The sequence below is a fragment of the Paractinoplanes polyasparticus genome, from assembly GCF_019710575.1.
Lineage (GTDB): Bacteria > Actinomycetota > Actinomycetes > Mycobacteriales > Micromonosporaceae > Actinoplanes > Actinoplanes polyasparticus.
The window spans coordinates 16,934-38,411 of record NZ_JAHWFK010000063.1 but is presented as its reverse complement, the minus strand read 5'-3'; the positions used below and the strand labels follow the sequence as shown (position 1 = coordinate 38,411).

Annotated in this window: 19 protein-coding genes and 1 pseudogene; 6 read left to right on the top strand and 14 right to left on the bottom strand. The window is 71.6% G+C overall.

The features are described from left to right. The first annotated feature begins 39 nt into the window (after positions 1–39). From KXC43_RS45700 to KXC43_RS45690, 3 genes are all read left to right on the top strand, one after another. Entirely contained in the window at positions 40–999 is a 960-nt protein-coding gene (locus tag KXC43_RS45700; protein WP_308129566.1) for a LysR family transcriptional regulator, read from the top strand. Then, entirely contained in the window at positions 996–1,553 is a 558-nt protein-coding gene (locus tag KXC43_RS45695) for a hypothetical protein (protein WP_221382559.1), read from the top strand. The genes KXC43_RS45700 and KXC43_RS45695 overlap by 4 nt, the downstream gene beginning before the upstream one ends. A gap of 69 nt (positions 1,554–1,622) precedes the next feature. After that, entirely contained in the window at positions 1,623–2,549 is a 927-nt protein-coding gene (locus KXC43_RS45690; RefSeq protein ID WP_221382558.1) for a hypothetical protein, read from the top strand. On the opposite strand, the gene KXC43_RS45685 is transcribed toward KXC43_RS45690, so the two are convergent. The 5 genes from KXC43_RS45685 to KXC43_RS45665 are packed head-to-tail and all read right to left on the bottom strand — an operon-like array spanning position 2,535 to position 7,587. Continuing rightward, positions 2,535–3,968 carry an aldehyde dehydrogenase (NADP(+)) gene (locus KXC43_RS45685; RefSeq protein WP_221382557.1) on the bottom strand — a complete coding sequence of 478 codons (1,434 nt, stop codon included), beginning with the start codon at positions 3,966–3,968 and terminating at the stop codon, positions 2,535–2,537. The two genes, KXC43_RS45690 and KXC43_RS45685, sit on opposite strands and share 15 nt — an antisense overlap. Before the next feature lie 9 nt (positions 3,969–3,977). Next, complete coding sequence (locus KXC43_RS45680) at positions 3,978–4,979, bottom strand: proline racemase family protein (RefSeq protein ID WP_221382556.1); 1,002 nt, start codon at positions 4,977–4,979, stop codon at positions 3,978–3,980. 1 nt (position 4,980) lies between these two features. Further along, complete coding sequence (locus KXC43_RS45675; RefSeq protein WP_221382555.1) at positions 4,981–5,883, bottom strand: dihydrodipicolinate synthase family protein; 903 nt, start codon at positions 5,881–5,883, stop codon at positions 4,981–4,983. Further along, the gene (locus KXC43_RS53085) at positions 5,880–7,274 is read right to left on the bottom strand and encodes an NAD(P)/FAD-dependent oxidoreductase (RefSeq protein ID WP_221382554.1); all 1,395 of its coding nucleotides are present in this window, start codon (positions 7,272–7,274) and stop codon (positions 5,880–5,882) included. Before KXC43_RS53085 ends, KXC43_RS45675 begins: the two co-directional genes overlap by 4 nt. A 25-nt stretch (positions 7,275–7,299) precedes the next feature. Beyond that, positions 7,300–7,587, bottom strand: coding sequence for a (2Fe-2S)-binding protein (locus KXC43_RS45665; protein WP_221382596.1), 288 nt, complete (start codon positions 7,585–7,587; stop codon positions 7,300–7,302). 246 nt (positions 7,588–7,833) lie between these two features. On the opposite strand from KXC43_RS45665, the pseudogene KXC43_RS53080 reads away from it, so the two are divergent. Next, positions 7,834–8,121 (top strand): annotated as a pseudogene (locus KXC43_RS53080) (PIN domain-containing protein); the annotation flags it as partial. A 102-nt stretch (positions 8,122–8,223) separates the two neighbouring features. Here the strand turns inward: KXC43_RS53080 and KXC43_RS53075 are convergent. The 5 genes from KXC43_RS53075 to KXC43_RS45630 all read right to left on the bottom strand — a co-directional run bounded on the left by KXC43_RS53075 (position 8,224) and on the right by KXC43_RS45630 (position 16,781). Then, positions 8,224–9,651, bottom strand: a complete 1,428-nt coding sequence (locus tag KXC43_RS53075; protein WP_221382553.1) for a hypothetical protein — start codon at positions 9,649–9,651, stop codon at positions 8,224–8,226. Positions 9,652–10,300: 649 nt separating this feature from the next. Continuing rightward, entirely contained in the window at positions 10,301–11,674 is a 1,374-nt protein-coding gene (locus KXC43_RS45650) for a poly(ethylene terephthalate) hydrolase family protein (RefSeq protein WP_221382552.1), read from the bottom strand. Positions 11,675–11,761: 87 nt separating this feature from the next. Further along, entirely contained in the window at positions 11,762–14,182 is a 2,421-nt protein-coding gene (locus KXC43_RS45645) for a non-reducing end alpha-L-arabinofuranosidase family hydrolase (protein ID WP_255645955.1), read from the bottom strand. A gap of 776 nt (positions 14,183–14,958) precedes the next feature. Continuing rightward, complete coding sequence (locus KXC43_RS45635; RefSeq protein WP_255645954.1) at positions 14,959–16,116, bottom strand: NAD(P)/FAD-dependent oxidoreductase; 1,158 nt, start codon at positions 16,114–16,116, stop codon at positions 14,959–14,961. After that, a complete protein-coding gene (locus tag KXC43_RS45630) occupies positions 16,113–16,781 on the bottom strand; it encodes a GntR family transcriptional regulator (RefSeq protein WP_221382549.1) in 669 nt (222 codons plus the stop codon). Before KXC43_RS45630 ends, KXC43_RS45635 begins: the two co-directional genes overlap by 4 nt. A 41-nt stretch (positions 16,782–16,822) precedes the next feature. Between KXC43_RS45630 and KXC43_RS45625 the strand changes: the two genes are divergently transcribed. Continuing rightward, a complete protein-coding gene (locus tag KXC43_RS45625; protein WP_221382548.1) occupies positions 16,823–17,695 on the top strand; it encodes an ornithine cyclodeaminase family protein in 873 nt (290 codons plus the stop codon). Then, a complete protein-coding gene (locus KXC43_RS45620) occupies positions 17,692–18,552 on the top strand; it encodes an LLM class flavin-dependent oxidoreductase (RefSeq protein ID WP_221382547.1) in 861 nt (286 codons plus the stop codon). Before KXC43_RS45625 ends, KXC43_RS45620 begins: the two co-directional genes overlap by 4 nt. Positions 18,553–18,596: 44 nt before the next feature. On the opposite strand, the gene KXC43_RS45615 is transcribed toward KXC43_RS45620, so the two are convergent. The 4 genes from KXC43_RS45615 to KXC43_RS45600 are packed head-to-tail and all read right to left on the bottom strand — an operon-like array spanning position 18,597 to position 21,464. Continuing rightward, positions 18,597–19,259 (bottom strand): glycosyltransferase family 2 protein, encoded by a 663-nt coding sequence (locus KXC43_RS45615; protein WP_221382546.1) that lies wholly within the window; start codon positions 19,257–19,259, stop codon positions 18,597–18,599. Beyond that, a complete protein-coding gene (locus tag KXC43_RS45610; RefSeq protein ID WP_221382545.1) occupies positions 19,256–19,864 on the bottom strand; it encodes a class I SAM-dependent methyltransferase in 609 nt (202 codons plus the stop codon). The genes KXC43_RS45615 and KXC43_RS45610 overlap by 4 nt, the downstream gene beginning before the upstream one ends. Further along, positions 19,861–20,583, bottom strand: coding sequence for a PIG-L deacetylase family protein (locus tag KXC43_RS45605; protein WP_308129561.1), 723 nt, complete (start codon positions 20,581–20,583; stop codon positions 19,861–19,863). Before KXC43_RS45605 ends, KXC43_RS45610 begins: the two co-directional genes overlap by 4 nt. Further along, positions 20,577–21,464 carry an acyl-CoA dehydrogenase family protein gene (locus KXC43_RS45600; protein WP_221382594.1) on the bottom strand — a complete coding sequence of 296 codons (888 nt, stop codon included), beginning with the start codon at positions 21,462–21,464 and terminating at the stop codon, positions 20,577–20,579. The genes KXC43_RS45605 and KXC43_RS45600 overlap by 7 nt, the downstream gene beginning before the upstream one ends. Positions 21,465–21,478 lie beyond the last annotated feature (14 nt).

Here is a 21,478-nt window from a genome sequence, read left to right as displayed (position 1 = left end):
TCGCGATCCGGGTATGCCACCAGCGAATGATCGTCAACTCTGGTATTCCTGTATGGCATAGATGTTCATCCGCAACTGCTGCGCGCGCTGCGGGCCGTGCTCGAGACCGGCTCGCTGACTGCCGCGTCCGAGCAGCTGGGCTTCACGCAGTCCGCGCTCTCCAAGCAGATCGCCTCGCTCGAAGCCGCCGCCGGCGTCCAGCTGCTGCGGCGCGGCCCGCGTGGGGTCGAACCGACCGAGGCCGGCCACCGGCTGGCCGCGCGCGCGGCGGCGATCCTCGACCAGTTCGACGCCGCGCAGCGCGAGCTCGACGACCTGGCGGCCCCGATCGGCGGGCGGGTCGCGCTGGGCGGCTTCCCGACCACGGCCATGCGGCTCGTGCCGCGGACGATCGCGCGCGTCCGCGCCGAGCACCCCTCGATCGAGATCGACTTCCTGGAGTCGTCGACGCCCGTGCAGATCCGGCGGTTGCGGGCCGGGCGCCTCGACCTCGCGTTGCTGGGCTCGGGGGAGGGCCTGCCGGGCTGGGACCTGACCGGCATCGAGACCGAACGGCTGCCCGCGGGGCCGCTGTTGCTCGCGGTCAGCCGGCGGCATCGGCTCGCCCACGCCGAGCGGGTCACGGTCGCCGAGTTGGAGGGCGAGGACTGGATCGCGGGCCGGGGCGCGCGCGGGGAGCCGCAGTTCGGCGCCTGGCCGACCCTGCCGCGCCCACGGGTGGTTGCCGAGCTGACCGACTGGTCGACCCGGCTGGGCTTCGTCGCCGCCGGCATCGGCGTGACGACCGTGCCCACTCTGGCCGCGGGCGCCCTGCCCGAAGGGGTCGTCTGCGTCGAGGTCGACGATCCCGGGTGGACCGGCCGCCGGCTTCTGCTGGCCCGGATCGGCGCCCTCGCCGGGCCCGCCGCCGCCGTCCGCTCGGCCCTGGCGAAAGAGGCACGCGCCATCGCCGAACGGGGCAGCGGTCCCCGATACAAATCGATAGCTTTGGATTTATGAGAGTTCTCGTCGCCACCGCCTCGGCCGCCACCGTGCTGCTCTTCGCCACGGGGAGCGCCGCCTACGCCCACGAGCCGCGCGCGGCCGCCCCCTGCGCCGGCCAGATCCATCCGAACCCCGGCTTCGAGCGGGGCGCCACCGGCTGGACCGCCGGCCCCCGCATCGTCGTCCTCGGCGACGAGGCGCGGCCCGCCCACAACGGCCGCGCCTACGCCAGCCTGGCCGGCCTCGACGTCACCCACAGCGACCTGTTGCGCACCACCGTCACGGTGCCCGCGAACTGCAAGCTGACAGTCAAGTTCTGGGTACGGACGACGACCACCGAAACCAGCCGCGGCGACTACCTGAACGTCAGCTTCGCCGTGACCGGGGTGCCGCCGAAGACGTATTTCGCGCTCTCGTCCGACGGCTCGCCGGACTGGCACCAGTACACCGGCTCCACCGGAACAGCCACCACGGACCGCTCGGCGACGGTCAGTTTCTACGCCAGTGAGACAGCCGGGAACGGCGTCACCGCGTTCGACGTCGACGACGTGCGATTCACCCTGGGCTGAACCGGCCCCCGCCCGGGGAACCGGGAGCGCGGTGGCGGCGTCGAAAGGCGGCCGGTTCGAGGGGGAGATGTGGGACGACGACTGTGGTGGCTTGCGGCGGTAGCGATGCTGGCCGGGTGTGCGAGCGCGCCGGCGCCCGGGCCGGTGGCGCGGGAGCCGACGCGGCGGGCGGACGACCTGCAGCGGCTGCGGGAGCGGGCCCGGGTGGTGCTGGCGAACTACGACAGGGCCGTGGGGGACGCGCAGCTGGTCGTGTTGTGGGGGCAGGAGGCCACGGTCACCGGGACCCTGGAGCCGCGGAACGAGCATCTCAAGACGGCGATCGACGCAGGACGGCTCGAGGCGGCCGGTGACCTTCCCGCGCCGCCCCGCGGGAAGGGTGATGCGGTGTGGACCGGCGGCCGGCGGCTGTCACTGCCGCTGCTGTCGGCGCCGGAGGCTTTGCGCCTGCTCGCCGTGAACGACGACTGCCCGGAGTGTGTGCGGCATCCCGTGAAGGGCGCGCGATTGACGACGATGCGGGTGTCGACCACGCGGGGACCGGCCACCGTGCCGGCGTGGGAGTTCTCGCTCGAGGACACGAAGATGCGCGTTCTGCGGATGGCCCTCGACAGCGGCCCGCCGGTGAAGGTGGACCCGCCCGCGGGCAGTCCGGACGACCTTCCCGACGGCGCCGGGGCCGAGTCGGCCCGTGTCGACGGCAAGCGGCTCACCGTGGCGCTCACCGGGCCGCGGGAGGGCGCCGGCGAGCCGTGCGGTGAGGACTACGTCGCCGAGGCCGTCGAGTCGGACACCGCCGTGGCGGTGCTCGTGCGGATACGCCGTTACAGCGGCCCGGCGCCCTCGGTGCCGCCGGGCACCGAATTCGGCTGCGTGATGGCCGGCCATCCCCGCTCGGCCACGGTCACGCTGGCGGAGCCGCTGAACGGGCGGGCTGTCCTCGAAGTGCAGCAGGGGCAGCCCGTCCCGCTCGTCGTCGGCTCAGGCGGTGAGTGAGCCCCAGGCGGAGGACTCGCCGGCGGGGGAGCGGTGCTGGGGGACGTTCCACGGGTTGTCATCGCGCAGGGGCTCGGGAAGCAGGGACTGCGGACAGTCCTGGTAGACGACCGGGCGCAGGAAGCGGGTGATCGCGGCCGTGCCGACCGAGGTGGTGGTCGGGTTCGTGGTGGCGGGGAACGGGCCGCCGTGCTGCATGGCCGGGGTCACCGCCACGCCGGTGGGCCAGCCGTTGAAGAGGACCCGGCCGGACAGCGACTGCAGGGCCGTGACCAGCTCGTGCAGCCAAGGGGAATCCTCGGCGGCGCCGATGTGCACGCCGGCGGTCAGAGAGCCCTCGATGAGCTCGGTCAGGGCCGCGCCCAGCGGTTCGCCGGGGGTGTAGCGCACGACCACCGACAGCGGGCCGAACGCCTCCTCCAGCAAGGTGTCCCGGTGCTTGAGCAGGGTGGCCAGATCGGTCTCGACCAGCGTGGGGGTCACGCCGTCGTCCGTCACTGCGCCCTCCACCGTAACGGTCACGCCGGGCGTCCCGAGGATCTCGGTGCGGCGGCGGGTGTAGCCGTCGACGATGCCGGGGTGCAGCAGGCGGTGCGGTGCAACGCCTTCGAAGGCCTCAGCGGCGGCGAATTCGGCCGGTACGAAGAGCAGGCCGGGCTTGGTGCAGAGCTGACCGGCCGACCCGGACACGCTGACCGCGAAGCCCTGGGCGATGGCGGACGCGCGCTCGGCCAAGGCGGAAGGGGTGACCACGACGGGGTTCAGGCTGCCGAGCTCGCCGTAGAACGGGATCGGGTGGGGGCGGGCGGCGGCGATCTCGGCCAGCGCCCGGCCGCCGGCCAGGGAGCCGGTGAAGCTGGCGACGGCGATGCGCTCGTCCCGCAGGGCGGCCACGCCTTCTTCCTGGCCGTGGATGACGCCCAGCGCTCCCGCAGGCAGCGCGGCGCCGACGATCTGCGCCGTGCGGTCGGACAGGCGCGGGTGGCCGGGATGGGCCTTGACGACGACCGGGCAGCCGGCGGCCAGGGCCGAGGCGGTGTCGCCGCCGGCCACCGAGAACGCGAACGGGAAGTTGCTGGCCGCGAAGTTCAGCACCGGGCCCAGCGGCACCAGGTAGCGGCGCAGGTCGGGGCGGGGGCCCAGCACGAAGTCGGGGTCGGCGGCGTCGAGGCGTACGTCGAGGAACTCACCGGCCGCCGCGACGTCGGCGAACAGCTTGAGTTGCACCGCCGTCCGCTTGATCTCGCCGCGCAGGCGCGGCTCGGCCAGGCCGGTCTCCGCCATGGCCAGAGGCACCAGCTCGTCGGCGGCGGCGAGGAGCGCGTCGGCCGCGGCCACGAGAGCCTCGGCCCGCTGCCGCGGCGGCATGGTGGCGAGGGCAGGGGCAGCCGCGGCGGCGGCGGCGAGAACAGAGCTCATGAATACACCTCAGAAAGCGAAGCCGGTCGGGTACGGGTCGGACGGGTCGAGCAGATACTGCCCGAGGCCGGTCACCCAGGCGCGGCCGGTGATGGTGGGGACAACCGCGGGCCGGCCGGCCACAGTGGTCTCGGAGATGAGGCGGCCGGTGAAACGGCTGCCGATGAACGACTCGTTGACGAAGTCGTCGCCGATCGCCAGTTCGCCCCGCGCCCACAGCTCGGCCATGCGGGCCGAGGTGCCGGTGCCGCAGGGGGACCGGTCGAACCAGCCCGGGTGAATGGCCATCGCGTGGCGCGAGTGACGGGCGTCGGAGCCGGGCGCGATGAACTCGACGTGGTGGCAGTGGTCGACGCCGTCGATGAGCGGGTGCTTGGGAGGGTCCTGGGTGTTGATCGCGTCCATGATGGCCAGCCCGGCGTCGAGGATGTCGCGTTGCCGCGCACGGTCGAACGGTAGCCCGACCGCGTCGAGATCCACCATCGCATAGAAGTTACCGCCGAAGGCCAGGCTGTAGGGCACCGGGCCCAGGCCGGGCACCTCGATCGTCGTGTCCAGGCGTTCCGCGTACGCGGGCACGTTCTCGAGCGTCACCGACTCGGCGTGCCCGTCCCTGACCTGAACCGTGGCCACCACGAGCCCGGCCGGGGTGTCCAGCCGGATCGTGGTGACGGGCTCGGTGACCGCCACCATGCCGGTCTCGACCAGCACGGTGGCGACCCCGATCGTGCCGTGCCCGCACATCGGCAGGCAGCCGGACACCTCGATGTAGACGACGCCGAAGTCCGCGTCCGCGCGCGTCGGCGGCTGCAGGATGGCCCCGCTCATCGCGGCGTGCCCGCGCGGCTCGTTCATCAGCAGCTTCCGTACGTCGTCCAGGTGCTCGACGAAGTGCAGGCGCCGCTCGTTCATGGTCGCCCCGGGGATGGTGCCGACGCCGGCGGTGACAACCCGGGTCGGCATGCCCTCGGTGTGCGAGTCGACGGCGGTGAACATCCGCGAGGCGCGCATGTCAGCCCGCCAGCGCTTCGACGGCCCGCTTGGTCTCGGCCTCGATCTGGGCGCGGTGCTCCGGGGTGAGCGGGCCGCGGGGCGGACGGCACGGGCCGCCGTACCGGCCGATGAGATCCATGCTGAGCTTGATGGCCTGCACGAACTCCGTACGGGAATCCCAGCGGAACACGGCCACCAGGTGCTGGTACAGCTCGCGCGCCTCGAGGAACTTCCCGTCCAGCATGAGGTCGTAGAGGCGTCGGGACTCGGCCGGGAACACGTTGGGGAACCCGGCGAACCAGCCCACCGCGCCGTCGGCCATCAGCTCGAACAGTACGTCGTCGGCGCCGGCGACCACGTCGATCTCGCACTTCTCACGGATCTCGAACAGCCGCCGCACGTCCCCGGTGAACTCCTTGATCGCCACCACCTGCGGAATCCGCGCGATCTCGGCGACCAGATCGGGCACCAGGTCGACCTTGGTGTCGAACGGGTTGTTGTAGATCATCATCGGCAGCCCGGCCTCGGCGATCCTCGTGTAGTGCTCGACCACCTGGCTGTTGCTGGCCTGGTACATGGTCGGCGGCAGCGCGAGCACCCCGGTCGCGCCGTCCTCGCCGGCGATCTCGGCCCACTTCTTCGCCTGGTGCCACCCCGGTCCGTGTACGCCGGCGATCACCGTGCCGCGCCCGCCGACCGCCTCGACGGCGACCTGGACGACGCGCCGCCGCTCCTCGTCGGTGAGCGACGAGTACTCGCCGAGCGACCCGTTGGGGCCGACGCCGTGGCAGCCGTTGCTCATCAGCCAGTCGACGTGCTCGGCGTACCGGTCGAAGTCGACGGCGAGGCCGGCCGGGGCGGACGGATCCTCCTTGTACGGCAGGGCGGTGGCGACGACGACGCCGCGGAGGTCGGTGGTCATTGGTGCTCCTGTTCTTCAGCGGCGGCCAGCTCGCCGAGCCGGACGAAAGCCGCGAGGGGGCGTTGTTCCGTGCGGCCCGGGTCGAGCAGGCCGCCGGTGTGGCGATGCAGCAGTTCTTCGACAGTGCGCCCGCAGACGCGGCCCTGGCAGACGCCCAGGCCGGCGCGGGTGCTGAGCTTGAGTGAGCGCAGGCCGCGCGACCCGGTGGCGGCCGCGCCGGCCCGCAGGTCGCCGGCCGTGACCTCCTCGCAGCGGCAGACCGTGGTGTCATCGCCGAGCCAGCCCACCCAGCCCGGGCGGATGCCGTGCGCGGCCTCGAGACGGGCGGCGAAGCGCTGGTTCTCGCTCCGCGAGCGACGCTGGGCGTCGGAGGCGGTGGCGCCGGCCGCGGCCAGCCCGGCCACAACGCCCTCGGCCAGGGCCAGGTCGGCGCCGCCGATGCCGGTGACCTCGCCGGCGGCGTAGACCCCGGGGACGGTGGTCCGGCCGTCGTGGTCGGTCACCACGGCGCCGTACGCGTCGAGGCCGCACCCGGCCGAGACGGCGAGCTCGACCCGGGGTACGAAGCCGTGGCTGACACAGACAGCGTCGACGCTGACGTCGCGGGACGTGCCGGGAATCGGCGCCCACTGCGGGTCGAGGCGAGCGACGGTCACCGAGCTGACCCGCTCGGCGCCGTGTGCGGCGACGACGGCGGTGGCCGCGCGGTACGGAATGCGGTGGCGGGCCAGGTCACGGACGTAGCCGGCCAGCTCGCCGGCCTTGTGCCGGGTGGCCAGGAGCTCGGCCGGGCGGCGGCTCCAGCCCCGGCCCAGACGCGGCCAGCCGTTGGCCTCGAGCACACCGACCACCTCGGCGCCGGTACGGACGAGGCTCGAAGCGACGGGCAGCAGGAAAGGGCCCGCCCCGGCCACGAGCACGCGGCGGCCGACGGCGATGCGCTCCGACTTGGCCAGGGCCTGAGCCGCGCCCGCCGTGAAGACGCCGGGCAGGTCCCAGCCGGGGAAGGGCAGGGTGCGTTCGTACGCGCCGGTGGCGAGAACCAGTGCTTTCGGAGCGAACGTCCGTCGTACGCGGTCCCGCCCGTCCGCCGGTCCGACGAGCACGTGCAGCGTGGGCGGGCGGTCGTCGTGCCGCTCGGCCAGCCAGACCTGCGCGTTGGTCAGCATCTCCTGCCCGCGCAGCGCCGTGAACCGATCCCATCCGTGGTGCAGAACCCGCTCGTGGGCGGCGGGCCGCTGAGCCGGAAGGTGCCGCCAGTACTGCCCACCGGCATCCTCGGCGGCATCGAGCAGTGCAACGCGCGCGCCAACCTTCCGCGCGGCATCCGCAGCAGCAAGCCCCGCCGGCCCTGCCCCGACGACGAGCACGTCAGGCGTCTCAACCGTCACGTTGCGCCTGCCTCTGGCGCGGCGTTCATGCCTGCTCCTCGGTCGAGATGGAGTCGCCGTCGGCTGCTCGGCGTTGGCAGGCGCGGACGTCGGGGAGGCCGTTCACGGCGACGAGGCAGTCGTGGCAGACACCGATCCCGCAGAAGACGCCGCGCGGCCGCCCGTTGCGGGTCGTACGCCAGGCGAGCCGCCCGGCCCCCATGAGCACCCCGGCCACCGTCTGTCCGTCCAGTCCACGCACCGGCGCCCCATCGACAATGATCGTGATTGGTGACGTTTCCCCAGGTCGTACCGGATCGCGGTGCGTTTCCATGGAAGCCGGTCCGGTCGCTGTCACTCCTGTAGTATGTCACACACTACAGGTGGCCAGCGAGAGGGATCCCAATAAAAGACAGCCGGTGGCCGGCGATCGCGGTGAGATCAGCGCTCACCAAACTCGTAGCCGCGGGCCGGGCCGTGGCCCCGACCGGTGGTGGTCCGGTGCCGCTTCCACCGAAACTCGGTCACGAGGCGTGGACGTTGCTGCGGCGCTCGCCGATATGCGAGATGAGGAGCGTTGGTGATTCATCTGGACTCCGCCGCCGTCGTCAAGCTTGTTCGCCAGGAGGCATGCAGCGCCGACCGTGTCGCCTGGCTCAACGCCCACGACGATGCGCCGCTCGTCTCCTCCGCCCTCGTCGAGGTGGAGGTGACCAGGGTCTTGCGACGGTCGACCCCGCAGGCGTTGGTCGGCGTTCCAGCCGCGGTCGGGCGGCTTTTCCGGCTCGAGATCGTTAGCACCATCCGCGCGACGGCAGCGGCGTTCGACGAGCCGACACTGCGCAGTCTCGATGCTATTCATCTGGCGACCGCGCAGCTTCTCACCAACGAGTCCGGCGTGTCTCGCGATGGCGCCGAGGGTGCGCAGCACGCCGGCGCCACCGCTTCCCGGGAGAGGGGCCTACGCCCATTAAGCCTCCGTGGGCCGGTCGGCGAGGGCGCTGCCGTCGGCCCAGCGGATTTCCGGGCCGGGTCCGATCTCGGTGGGGCGCTCGCACACGATGACCAGTCGGGGCGACGGCCACCACGGCCCGGCCGAGTTCGCATCGCGGTAGGCGGCGACCCGCTCGGGCAGGTCGCCGATCGGAGTCCCGGCCGCACGGAGCGCCTCGGCGAGCCGGGTCGCCCTGCTGATCCAGCTCGCGTTCGCCTGCCCGTCCAGATGGAAGTAGCGGTCGTACCGGTGCGCGGGCGGAGGGTCGCCGGCAGCGAGGACCGGCCGGGGCTTGGGCAGGCGTGCGGCGGCGTCCTCCAGTGCCTGACGTGCACGGACAGGGTCGGTCGCGACCAGTGATGGCCTTCCGGTCAGTGTCAGGTTGTGGACGAGGCCGGCGAGCGGACCGGTCGGCCGGTCGGGGGTGGTACCGAGAAGATTCTGTAGCTCGCGGTCGATGCGCTCACGCAAGTCGTCCGGGTAGCGGAATTCGATGACGCCGACATCACGCTGGCGATCTGTCCGGCTCCAGAGGGCGATGTCGTAGAGGGGAGCGGCCAGCCGGCGCAGCAGCACCCCCACATACGGCGAGTCCACCCACAGGATCGTCTCGGGCTCGTCCAGGCCGGCGAGGCGGTAGCACGCCCGGATCCCGTCGTTTACCAGGTCCCGGTCGGCTGGTGCGGTCGCCTCGGCCAGGTCCGTGGCGACGCCGCTCGCCACCGTCGCGAGGACAGCAACGCGGTCGGCGCCACTCAGCGGCGGTGGCGGTTCCGACGAGAGGATGGCCAGCGCTCGCGTCCGCATCGCCTCCTGCGGATGCAGCAGGCCGGCGCCGATCAGGTCCAGCGCCCGCGGGGATCGGCCCCGCTCGTAGCCGACGGTGATCTCGGCCGCGACCCGGCGCTCCAAGGCATCCGGATCGGGCGGCAAGGCGACGTCCGGCGCCAGGGCCTTTCTGATCCCGTCGCGCAGCTTCCGGTCGGCGAGCAGCCGGTCCAGTTGCCACACCTCCAGCGCCGCGCGGGCCGCCACGGCGTCCTGCCCCGTGACCGGCGTAAGCTGGCCGGTCCGCACCCACACCTGGTGCAACACCCGGTGGTACATGTCCTCGACCGGATTGCCCGGCCCGGACCGCCGGTCGTCGCGGAACACGAACCCGCCGTGACGCACCTCGATCGGTGGATGCTTCTGCTGAGACCAGGCCTCGACCAGTGCGTTCAACTGCCACTCGTTGGCCCCGCAGGCGATGCCGATCGCCTCGAGCGGCGCGGCGGTGGGCGGCAGCGACTCGCCCGTCAGATAACGCTGCAGAGTGCCGGGCCACAACCGGGCCCGCACGGCCACGAGGAACACCGATCGCTGCCCGACCAGCTGTCGCAGGAGCGCCGTGAGTGCATCCACAATGGTGAGTCTATGCGCGGAGGGGTGATGTCGTCAGTGCGCCTACGGGCACGAACCGCGGCGGGGCACTCGAACGCCCGCCGGCTACTGGAGAACATCGCCCAGCCCGACGTCGAAACCGGTCTCGGCGGCTCGGCGGCGGCGGGCCGCCGACTCGGCCTTCCGTTTCGCCTTGTGACGCTCCCGGCTGTTCCGTCCCACCAGCAAGACCCCCCTTTTCGACCACCACGACGGACCGCGACGTGCAGGATTCGGACGCTACCGAACCAGCAAGCCGACGCAGATCGCCGACACCCCATCGAGGTCGTCCGTACGCGGCGCAGCGACCTCGCGCGGCAACTCCTGGTCCGGCTGCTGGTTCACCGTGCTGCGTGTGCTCAGGCGAGCGGCTCGAGCAACCGTCGTGTTCGGGTCCGGAGCAGCCCTCTCCGTCCGCCGTTCATCTTGGGGGCCGAGCATGGTCACGGCCTCCGCGGACGTGCTGTGACGGTTGAGGTCGTTCTGCAAAACGACGGAGTCGGGGGACCGGGGGCCGAGCCCACGCACCACGGTCCGGCAGACCGGCGACGGTGGCCGGCCCGGCCGCAGGCCGGCCCGGCCACCGACACTGGTAGTCACCGGCTGCGGCGGCCCTGGCGATTGATCATGATCATCGGGTGCGGGAGGCGAGCCTGAATTGTTGGTTGGTTTGTCCGTGGCAGTCGTACAGCTGGACCTGTGCTCCGTTGGCGGTGCTCCAGACGTCGAGGCATCGTCCGGACTGCACGTTGCTGATCGTGCCGTTGGAGTTGAGGTTCCACTGCTGGTTGGTCTGACTGTGGCAGCTGTAGATCTGCACGGCGGCGCCGTTGCCGGAACCGGCTGCGTCCAGACATCTGTCGCCGTACACCTGAAGTTGCTTGTTCGAGGTGTATGTCCAGGACTGGTTGGGCTGCTTGTTGCAGTCGTACAGTTGAACGCGGGTGCCGTTGTCGCGTGCGGCGTTGGGTACGTCGATGCACCGGCCCGACTGGGTGCCGACGATCTCGCCGGCGGATCCGGGTGAATCGGTGGGCGGAGTAGTCGGAGGCGTGGTCGGCGCCCCGGGCAGCAACGGGCACGTGCTGCGGTAGGTGACCACGCCGCTGGAGTCCGCCAGCGGGCAGAGGAACTGGCTGTACCGGGTGTCGTTGTCGATGAACATCTTGACGAACGGCAACATGGTCCTGATCATCACTGGGTTCGACCGGCCGACCATGAACCCGTGATCACCCCCGGCGACCTCCAGATAGACGCTCTCCGTCGTGGCCGGGAGGCTGTTGTACAGGCCGAGGGCGTAGGACGGGGTGACCACCGTGTCCGCCTGCCCAGAAATGATCATCGTGGGCACCCGGTCGTTGGCCAGGTTCGACGACGGCGAGTACGGCGTGATCCCGACCGCTGCCTTCAACGACGAGCGCCGGCTGGCTGCGCTCAGAGCCCCACCGCCGCCCATGGAGTGGCCGGAGACGGCCAGCCGGTTGGGGTCCACCCGGTCGCGTACCGGGCTCTGCTGCGTCAGGTAGTCCAGTGCGGCGAGCAACTGGGTGCCGCGGGCGGTGTCGAAGTCGTTACGGCTGTTGGTCTCGATGCCGATCACGACGAAACCGTGGGAGGCCAGCCAGGGCCCCATCCAGGCCAGTTCGGCGGAGAACAACGCGGTGTAACCCGGCGAGATCGCGATGGCCCCGAAGGTGCCCTGGCTGGTGTCCGTCGGGTAGTAGATCCGGCCGCCGTTGAAGCCGTACCCGGTCGGGACGCTGACCGACGCGTTGGCGAACGGGCCGGTTTGCGCCGCAACGCTGGCCCGGGTGGGGTCCGGGCCACGCTGGAACGGGTTGTCGGCGGCCGACGCCGTGCCGGCTGTCAGCGCTATGGCGAACAACCCGACGGCGGCGGCGACCCCGGCGGTGACGATCCTGAACAGCCGTCCGCGGAAGCCGCGGGACGCTCGGTCAGCATGGGTGTTCCTTGAGAGCGATGGGTGGTGTCTGTGTCCTCGCACTGTCGCTACCTCTCGGTGGTGAGGTGGGGAAGGAGCGGACGGGCTCGCTCGGTGCCGAGAGCCCGTCCGCTCGGCGTTGTCCGGTGGTCAGCGTTGCAGCGTCAGCAGACCCGGCCGGTACGGCAGGAGGCCGTAGTCACCGCCCGAGTTCGGAGACCGTCCCTGGTACAGCAACTGCAAGTTGCAGGCGTTCACGGTCATGGTCTGGTCGGCGTTGGTCCGGATCAACTCACCGTGGCTGATGTCGTTGGTCCAGGTCGCACCGCTGTTGGCCTTGCCTGCGAACGGGTTGTTCTCGGACGTGGCCTGCGGCGTCCACGTACCGCCCAGACTGGTAGCCGTGTACGAACGGAAGTAGCGACCCTGCGAGCCGATCGACTCGACGAGCATGAGGTACCGGTTCTCGCCCTCGAGCTTGTAGACCTGCACGCCCTCGAACAGGTTGTTGGTGGTGTCGGTCATGATCGTCGTGTAGTTCGAGCCGAAGTTGCCCGGGAAGTTGCCGATCGGCATGCTGGCCCGGTAGATCCGGCCGTTGTCCCCGGCGAAGAACAGGTACATGTTCTGGCTGTCGCCGATGAGCGCCTGGTCGATCGGACCCGTGCCGGAGTCGGAGATGCTGCCGGTGAACAGCGTTTGCGCCGATGACCAACTGTTCACGTTGGTCGGATCGGTCGACGTCCGGTACGAGAACGCCGGCCCGCCCCACTGGTAGGCCAGGACCCAGACGTTCTTGGGTGCGAAGTAGAACAACGACGGCGCGACGGCGGCGAACGGCATCTGGTTCTGGCTGGCCGAACCCATCTGGTTCCAGTTCGAGAACAGCCCGAAGTTCATCGAGCCCCACGTCGTTCCGGTGTCGTGCGTCGTCGCGTAGACCAGCTGCTGGCCGTTGTACGGCGCGTGGGTGAAGTCCTTCAGCGACACCCATCCGGAGCGCGGCTGCGCCAGCGCACCCGACGAGGACCAGCGGTACGACGACGGAAGAGCGCAGTTGGTCGGCGGCGGCGTGGTCGTCGGCGGCGGAGTGGTGGGACTGCCGGTGGCGTTGTGCCGGAACTGCTGGTTGGTTTGTCCGTGGCAGTCGTACAGCTGGACCTGTGCTCCGTTGGCGGTGCTCCAGACGTCGAGGCATCGTCCGGACTGCACGTTGCTGATCGTGCCGTTGGAGTTGAGGTTCCACTGCTGGTTGGTCTGACTGTGGCAGCTGTAGATCTGCACGGCGGCGCCGTTGCCGGAACCGGCTGCGTCCAGACATCTGTCGCCGTACACCTGAAGTTGCTTGTTCGAGGTGTATGTCCAGGACTGGTTGGGCTGCTTGTTGCAGTCGTACAGTTGAACGCGGGTGCCGTTGTCGCGTGCGGCGTTGGGTACGTCGATGCACCGGCCCGACTGGGTGCCGACGATCTCGCCGGCGGATCCGGGTGAATCGGTGGGCGGAGTAGTCGGAGGCGTGGTCGGCGGGGTGGTGGGGCCGGCGCTGTTCAGCGCGTCCAGGGTGGCCGTGTAGGCGGCCTTCTTGTTGCCGTTGCACTCGAAGAGCAGCGGAGTGCCGCTGGACCGCCACGAGTCGCAGTCCCGCACGCCCCACACGGTGATGCCGGTGCAGCGAGCCACGGCCAGGCAGTCGTTGACCACGTTGCGGTAGGTGTTGGCCTGTGTCGTGCCGGAGCCCTCGATATCCAGCTCGGTGATCTGCACGTCCACGCCGAGCGCGGCGAAGCTGGACAGCGTGGTGCGGTAGTTGCTGTTGTACGCCGACTGCGCGTTGAAGTGCGACTGGAATCCGACGCAGTCGATCGGTACGCCACGCTGCTTGAAGTCGCGCACCATGTTGTACACGGCTTGCGTCTTGGCCCAGGTCCAGTTGTCGGTGTTGTAGTCGTTGTAGCAGAGCTTGGCGCCCGGGTCGGCGGTGCGGGCGGCCCGGAACGCGGCCTCGATCCAGTCGTTGCCGGTGCGCTGCAGGTTCGAGTTGCGGCGGGCGCCGCTGTTACCGTCCTCGAAGGCCTCGTTCACCACATCCCACGAGTCGATCTTGCCACGATAGTAGGTGGCCACCCGCGTTACGTGATTGAGCATCGCGTTGCGTAGCGCGGTGCCCTCCATGCCCTGCATCCAGCCCGGCTGCTGCGAGTGCCAGGCCAGGGTGTGGCCCCGGACCCGCCAGCCTCGGGTGATGGCGTGGTTCACGATCCGGTCTGCATTGCCGAACGTGAAATTGTTCTGCTGCGGCTCCGTCGCGTCGATCTTCATCTCGTTCTCGGGTGTGACGCTGTTGAATTCCCGATTCAAGATCGTGGTGTACGCGTTGTCGCTGAGCTTGTTCGCGGCGACGGCTGCGCCGAAGTACCGGCCCGACTGGGCCGCAGCCGCGCCCAGGGTGGACTCGGCCGCATACGCGAGCTGGGGAACGAGGGACACGGTGAGTGCCGCGATGGCCGCGGCGATACCCAAAATCGATGGTGTTCGAAGTCGACGCCCGGGGGGACGGTTCCGGGAGACCATGTTGATCCTCCAACGATGGGGATGGACGAGCCATTGCGGGACAGGCAAACCGAGCTGACGGTGAGCGGATCAGCCGCCATGGTGGACGGGGCGGCGGCTGAAGATGCTCGGTTCTCCAGTTGATCGAGGCGCACCTCCGGCGATTGAGGGTTGATCGTTGCCGACGTGGACAGCCTCGGCGCACGGCCGTTCGGCGTGCGCCGAGACGGCGCTGTCAACGACGGATTTGGGGGATGGTTTGTGACCGATCTGGGCGGATCGAGCCGATGTTAACGATGACGTCCTTCGATGGATTCAGGTTTACAGAAGATTTCGGGATTCTCAAGCGAGAGTTTCGGCTTTTTATCGGTACTTGCGATCGGCGTTGCCGGCCGTGCGTGATGTCGACCCGATCCCGTGGCAGCCCACGCTCGACGAGGCTGCGACGCAGGTCGTCCCGTCGCGTCAACGACGAGCACCGGCTCATCTACCGCGTCCGTGGCGGCGACCTGGAAATCGCGGCCCGCCACGGCCATTTACTTCGACAAGTAGAAGCGGCTCACCCAGCCGCGTCCGCCCACATCGGCGTTCACAACGTTCAGCTTCCCACTGGCGCAACGGCCAGAATCGAAGGCGAACCGCCGCCCCATCATCAAGGCCGGCGGTTCGCATACAAGATCAAAGTGGAGCGGGCGGGACTCGAACCCGACTGCGACACGGCCAGGCTGCTTGGTGGGTCTGACCGATGAAGCCCATCGCCCGGCCGAGGAGAGGCGCCTACGGGGTGGTGGCAGACCTCAGCCGCGTGCGGGCTCCAGGTGGGGGAGCAGGGTGGGGCGGTCGACGGCGAAGGCGGCTGCGTCCACGCGTGGCGGGCGGTTCAGCAACAGGTCGGTGAGCAGTTCGCCGGTGGCGGTGGAGAGGACGATGCCGGCGCCCTCGTGGCCGGTCGCGTGCCACAGGCCGGGCCGGCGGGGGTCGGGGCCGATGACCGGCAGATGGTCGGGGACGAAGGGGCGGAAGCCGCCGTACGCTCGCATCACTGCCACGTCGGTCAGGAACGGGAACAGCACGAGGGCCTTGGCGGCGACGGCGGACAGGACCCGGGCCTCGATCCGCTCGTCGAAGCCGCGGCGTTCGCGGGACGAGCCGATCAGGACGGTGCCGGCCGCGGTCGACTCGACCACGCTGGACGTCTGCAGGGCGGCGTCGTCCGAGCCGACCGCGCCCACGTAGTCGGCGTCGTAGACCTTGTGGTGGATCCGCCGGCGCATCCGGGTGGTGACCAGGATCGTGCCGCGGCGGGGGCGTACGGGCAGGTCGACGCCCAGTCGTCGCGCCGCCTCGCCCGACCACGGGCCGGCCGCCACCACCACGTGATCGGCGTGGATCTCGCCGTCCGAGGTCAGCACGCCGGACAGCCGCTCGCCGCTGCGCACCGGGCCGAGCACCTCGACCTCCTGGCGTACGACCGCGCCGTGTCGCCGCGCGGCGGCCAGCAGGGCCTCGGTCGCGATCGCGGGTTGCACCTGCGCGTCCTGCGGGTAGAGAACCGCCGCGGTGTGGGCGGGGTTCAGGTCGGGCTCGTAGTCGAGGCCGTTCACGGAGGACGCTGAGACGCCCGCTGCCCGCTGCGTCTCCGCGAAGGCGTGCAGAGCGGTCGCACCGGCGGGAGTCGTGGCGACCACCAGGCCGCCCTTGGCCTCGTACTCGATCGAGGGGAAGCTGTCCGAGATCTCCGGCAGGATCGAACGCCACAGCGTGAGCGACCGCAGCGCCAGAGCCAGTTCGGCGCCGGGGCCCTTGTCGGAGACCAGCAGGTTGCCCTCGCCGGCGGACGAGGTGCCGCCGGCCGACGCCGAGCGGTCGAGGACCGTCACCGACACCCCGGCGGCCGCCAGCTCGCGGGCGACGGCGGCCCCGACGATGCCGGCGCCCACCACGATCACCTTCATTGCTCGGCCCGCCCGCTCCACCAGCCGGTGACGTGGCCCAGGTGGCGGCGCATGAGCTCTTCGGCGGCGGCGCCGTCGCCCGCTTCGAGCAGGTCGAGCAGCGTGAGGTGTTCGGCCGACGACTCGGCCAGTTCGGGCGAGCCCAGCATGGTGGCCAGCCCGACCAGGCGGGTCTGCTGGCGCAGATCGCCGACCAGCGTGACCAGCCGGTCGTTGCCGGTGAGACTGAGCAGATGCAGGTGGAACGTCGTGTCGGCGGTCAGGTAGGTCGGCAGGTCGGACGCGGCGGCGCTGATCACGATCGCGTCGGCCTCGGCGCGCAGCCGGGACAGGTCGGGCGGGGTCAGGGCGCCGGCCAGCAGCCGCATCGGCGGGGCCTCGAGCCACTGGCGGATCTGCACGATCTGGGTGAGGTCGTGCTCGCTGACCTGGGTGACCCGGAAGCCCTTGTTACGGGCGATCTCGACGAAGCCGCGCTTCTCGAGGTTCAGCAGGGCTTCGCGTACGGGCGTGGCGGAGACGTCGAACCGGGCGGCCAGAGTGGGGGCCGTGAGCATCGTGCCCGGGGCGAACTCGCCGGAGACAATGGCGGCGGCCACCGCGTCCTCCACGTGCTGGCGGAAGCTGCCTGCCGTGCGCAGCGGGCCGATGACCGGTGACGTCATGACTGTTGCCTCCCTTGGTGGTATGTGACATGGTACAGCCCATGATCTCGGCCGAACAGGTGCTCGCGCTGGGCTTTCCACGCGCGGTCGAGGCCCTGCGCGAGGCCCTGGCCGGCGGTCTCGACCCCGAGTCCGAGCCGGCCCGCTCGCGGGTGGCGCTCGGCGGCGGCGAGGTGCTGATCATGCCGTCCGGTGACGATCGCCTGGCCGGCGTCAAACTGGTCGGCATCGCTCCCGGCAACCCGGCCCGTGGCCTGCCCCGCATCCACGGCACGTACGTGCTGTTCGACGCGCCCACGCTGGCGCCGCGGGCCGTTCTCGACGGCGCCGCGCTCACCTCGTTGCGCACCCCGGCCGTCTCGGCGCTCGGCGTCGATCTCGTCGCGCCGCCCGGCGCCAGCAAGCTCGTCGTCTTCGGCACCGGCCCGCAGGCGCGCGGTCACATCGAGGCCCTGCGGGCAGTGCGTCCGATTGATTCCGTACGAGTCATCGGGCGCAGCCACGAGCGGACCGCCCGCTTCGTCGGGCCGATAGCCCGGGCCGAGGCCGCCGACGCGGACGCGGTGGCCGACGCCGACATCGTGGCCTGCTGCACCACCGCGCGCGAGCCGCTCTTCGACGGTCGCCGGCTGAAACCGGGCGCCGTCGTGGTCGCCGTCGGTTCGCATGAGCCCGAGGCCCGCGAGGTCGACACCGAGACCGTGCGACGCTGCGGCGCGCTGGTCGAGTCGCGCGCGGTGGCCGTACGGGAAGCCGGTGACATCATTCAGGCCGGCCTCGACGAGACTGAGCTCGTGACCTTCGCCGACCTGGTCCGGGGAACCACCCCCGCCCGGCCCAGGCTGATCAAGACCGTGGGGATGGGCTGGGAGGACCTCGTGATCGCGGCCGCAGTAGTGGAGGCGCTGGGATGACCGATCTGTCGGTGCTGGTGCTCCCCGACCGTCACCCCACGAGCGCCTGGCTGGCCGAGGTGGTCGAGGCGGAGCGGGCCGGGGTGCACACCGTCTGGACGTACGACCACCTGACGTGGCCGCTGCTGCGCGACAACCCCTGGTACGGCTGCGTGCCGCTGCTCGCCGCCGCGGCCGGGGCCACCGAGCGGGTCCGCCTCGGCGTGCAGGTCGCCACGCCCAACTACCGCCACCCGGTGCCGTTCGCCAAGGAGCTGATGACCCTCGACCAGCTCAGCGGCGGCCGCCTCGAGGTCGGCCTGGGCGCCGGCACCGAGAGCCTGGACGCGCAGGTGCTGGGCGAGCCGCCGCTGACCCCGCGCGAGCGCATGGACCGCTTCGCCGAGTGGATCGGTCTGCTCGACAAGCTGCTGGTCGAGCCGATCGTCACCGCCCACGGCGAGCGCTACCACGCGATCGACGCGCACCAACTGCCCGGCTGTGTGCAGACGCCGCGGGTGCCGTTCACCGTGGCCGGCACCGGTCCGCGCTCGCTGCGCCTGGTCGCCCGGCACGGCCAGGCCTGGGTCACGTACGGCCCGTACGGTCCCGCCGTGGGCCCCGACGAGTGGTTCGCCGCTCTGGAGAAGCAGTCCGGGCAGCTCGACGCGGTGCTCGAGGGCCGCCGGATCCGCCGGATCGTCAACGTGGGCCTCGAGTCGTACTGGCCGTTCGAGAGCCGCGACCGCTACGCCGACACCGTCGGCCGGCTCGCCGCGCTGGGCTTCGACGAGGTCAGCGTGCACTGGCCCCGTCCGGACGGCCGCGGCGTGCCCGCGAAGGCGCTGGCCGGCGTGCTGGCCGTGCACGGGCTCTAGGGTCTGTTTCGCGCCGCAGCCCCGGCCCCGCTGCGAAACAGACACTAGGCGGCGAGCGTGGCTGCCAGTCCGGTGAGGTGGGCCGAGAAGCCCAGCGGCGCCCGGCCGTCCGGGCGGGCGCTGGTCACCACGGGGCAGGTGGCGTCGCTGACCACGCGGTGACCGGCCGCCCGCACCCGCGTGATCAGGTCGCGATCCTCGTCGTGCGCGATCGGCCGGAAACCGCCCACGGCGAGGTAGGTTGCAGCCGAGATGCCGAGGTTGGCACCGTGTACGTGAGCGTCCGTGGTGGCGTACCGGCTGTCGTGGAGGCCGGGCAGCGCGGCCGGCCATGCCGCCCAGTCGTCGACCAGGACCGTGCCCGCCAGCAGGTCGGTGCCGGCCGCGGCGTGCGTGAGGTGCCACAGCAGCCATTCCGGCGCGACCCGGCTGTCGGCGTCGGTGGTGGCCAGCCAGAGCCCGTCCGGGCCGTGCCGGAGCGCGTGGTCCATGCCGGCCGCGCGGGCCCGGCCGACGTTGGCGGCGTCCACGGTCACCACGGTCGCGCCGGCCTCGGCAGCGAGGGCGGCGGTGTCGTCGGCGCAGGCGTCGGCGACCACGACGATCTCGACCGGAACCGGCGCGGTGGCCGCGGTCAAGGCGGCCAGGCACGACGGCAGCAGGTCGTGCTCGTTGTGCGCGGGGACGACGACGGCGATCCGATTCATGCAAGCCCCTCGCGCTGTGCCACTGAGCGGGGCTCCGGTGGCGTACGGGTGTAGACCTCGAGCAGGAAGTCGGCCTCGGCGTGCCGGGCCTGCCGGGCCAGCCCGGGAGTGGCCGCGAGCCGGTTGTGCACGTCGTCGCCGGACCGGGCGTGCTCCTCGACCGGGCGTCGCCAGTGCACGGCCACCAGGTCGCCGCCCGGTTCGAGCGAGGCGACGGCCCGTCCGATCAGCGTCGTCAGGTCGTGGTCGTCGAAGTAGTAGCCCAACTCGGACAGCACGATCAGGTCGAACGTCTCGTCCGGCCAGTCCGCGGGCATCCGGGCGGCGCGCACGGTGACGTGGGGGAACGGGGCCAGGTGGGTGGCTGCCGAAGCGATCGCGGCCGGGACGGCGTCGACCGCGAGCACCCGATCGCAGCGTTCGGCCAGCCGGCTGGTGAGCATGCCGGTCGAGCAGCCGGGCTCGAACGCCGACCGGTAGCGGCGGGCCGGCAGCGAGGCCACCGTCAGGGCGTGCTTACGAGCGTCGTACCAGCGGGTCGCGAAGCTCCACGGGTCGCTGCTGCGGGCGTACATGTGCTCGAAATAGCTCTGCGGCGTGGTCATCGCAGCACCACTTCGAACGGGCGGGCGAAGCGGGCCAGCACGTGCGGCGGGAGGATCGCCGCGTCGCCCGGCTCGGGCCCGAGCGGCGCGATCTGGCTGGGGAAGGCGGCGACGGCCGCCGCCTTCGCCGCCTGCGCGGCCGGGCTCAGCTCGATCCGGTGCGCCCGATCCCATGGCACCCGGGGGTCGCCCGGCGTGGCCCAGTGCCAGGCCCAGATCGGGTATTCCAGCAGCACCGCGCCCGTGGCCTCGCACGCGCGGGCCGCGGCCCGGCCGACCGCCTCGTGGTCGGGGTGGCCGTCCTCGCGCCAGGTGGCCAGGCACCAGCGTCCCGGCGCCAGCCGCTCGGTCAGGGCCGCGGCCAGCGCCTCCTCGTCGATCTTGCCGTCGGGCTGGCCGAGCCGGGTGACGGGCGCGTCGCCCAGTCCCAGGCGGCGCAACGCCTCCGCGGTCTCGGCACGCCGGATTCCGGCCAGCTCGGGCTGGGTGTGCACGGTGGACCGGGGGTGCGATGCCTCGCCGTCGGTCACGGCGACGAGTTCGGCCGCGTCGAGCATCGCCATCAGGCCGGCCAGGCCGAGGATCTCGTCGTCCGGGTGCGGGGCCACGATCAGCGGCGGCTCGGTCACGTCGAGCGCGAGGACCGGCCACTGCGCCATCGCCGGCCACGCGGCCCACGTCTGTTCGGCCGTGCCCTCGCCGGCGATCGGCCTCACCACGGCGACTTCTCGTTCCGCACGAGGCCGCCGAGCTGTTCCAGGTCGGCCTCGGCGTGGCTCTGCCGCAGGTAGACGGTGAGGTCGGCGACCCGGCGGGCGTGCCGTTCGTCGCGGCACAACGGTCCGGCGCCGAGCGCGCGTCCGACCCGGTCGATCACCTCGGTGGCGGCGGCCTCGACGGTGGCCCGCACGCGTAGCGCGAGCCGGTGCTGAACCGCCTGCGGGTCGGCGTCGATGACGGCGGCCGCCTCCAGGAGCACGGCACGGGCAGCGCCCAGGGCAACGTCGACCGCCCCGAGGTGGGCCAGCGTGTGCGGGTCAGCCTTGTCCGCGGCATACAGGGCGTCGGCGATGCCGAGGGCGCCGCCGTACCAGCACGCGGCGACGCCGATGCCGCCGTGCCAGAAGCCGGGCCGGTTCACGTACTCGCCCGGGCCGCCGACCGGGCGGGCCGGGGCGTCGGTGAACCGGATCGTGCGGCTGTCGCTGGCCGCCATGCCCACCGCCGGCCAGGTGCCGTCGAGCGGGACGGCGTACGGCGCCTCGTTCGCCACCGCGAACAGCCGGATGCCGTCCTCGGCCTCGGCGGTGACCAGCGCGTGGGTGCACCAGCCGGCCCCCGAGCACCAGGGCCGCTCGCCGTTCACCCGCCAGCCGTCACCGTCGCGTACAGCCCGGATCGAGCGGGGAACGGCAGCCCACACGCCCCAGCGCCCGCCGTCGCCCTCGGCGCCCAGCTCGGCCCGGATCGCCACCGCGTCCGCGTGGCCCTCACCCAGCCGGGCCGCGACCGGATCGGCCCGCCCCAGCTCGGCCAGACGCCGGAGGCGTTCCGCGGTGGCGCCCCGGCCCGGCAGCGGCAGGTCGGGCGTTTCGATCATGAGCACGGCTCAGT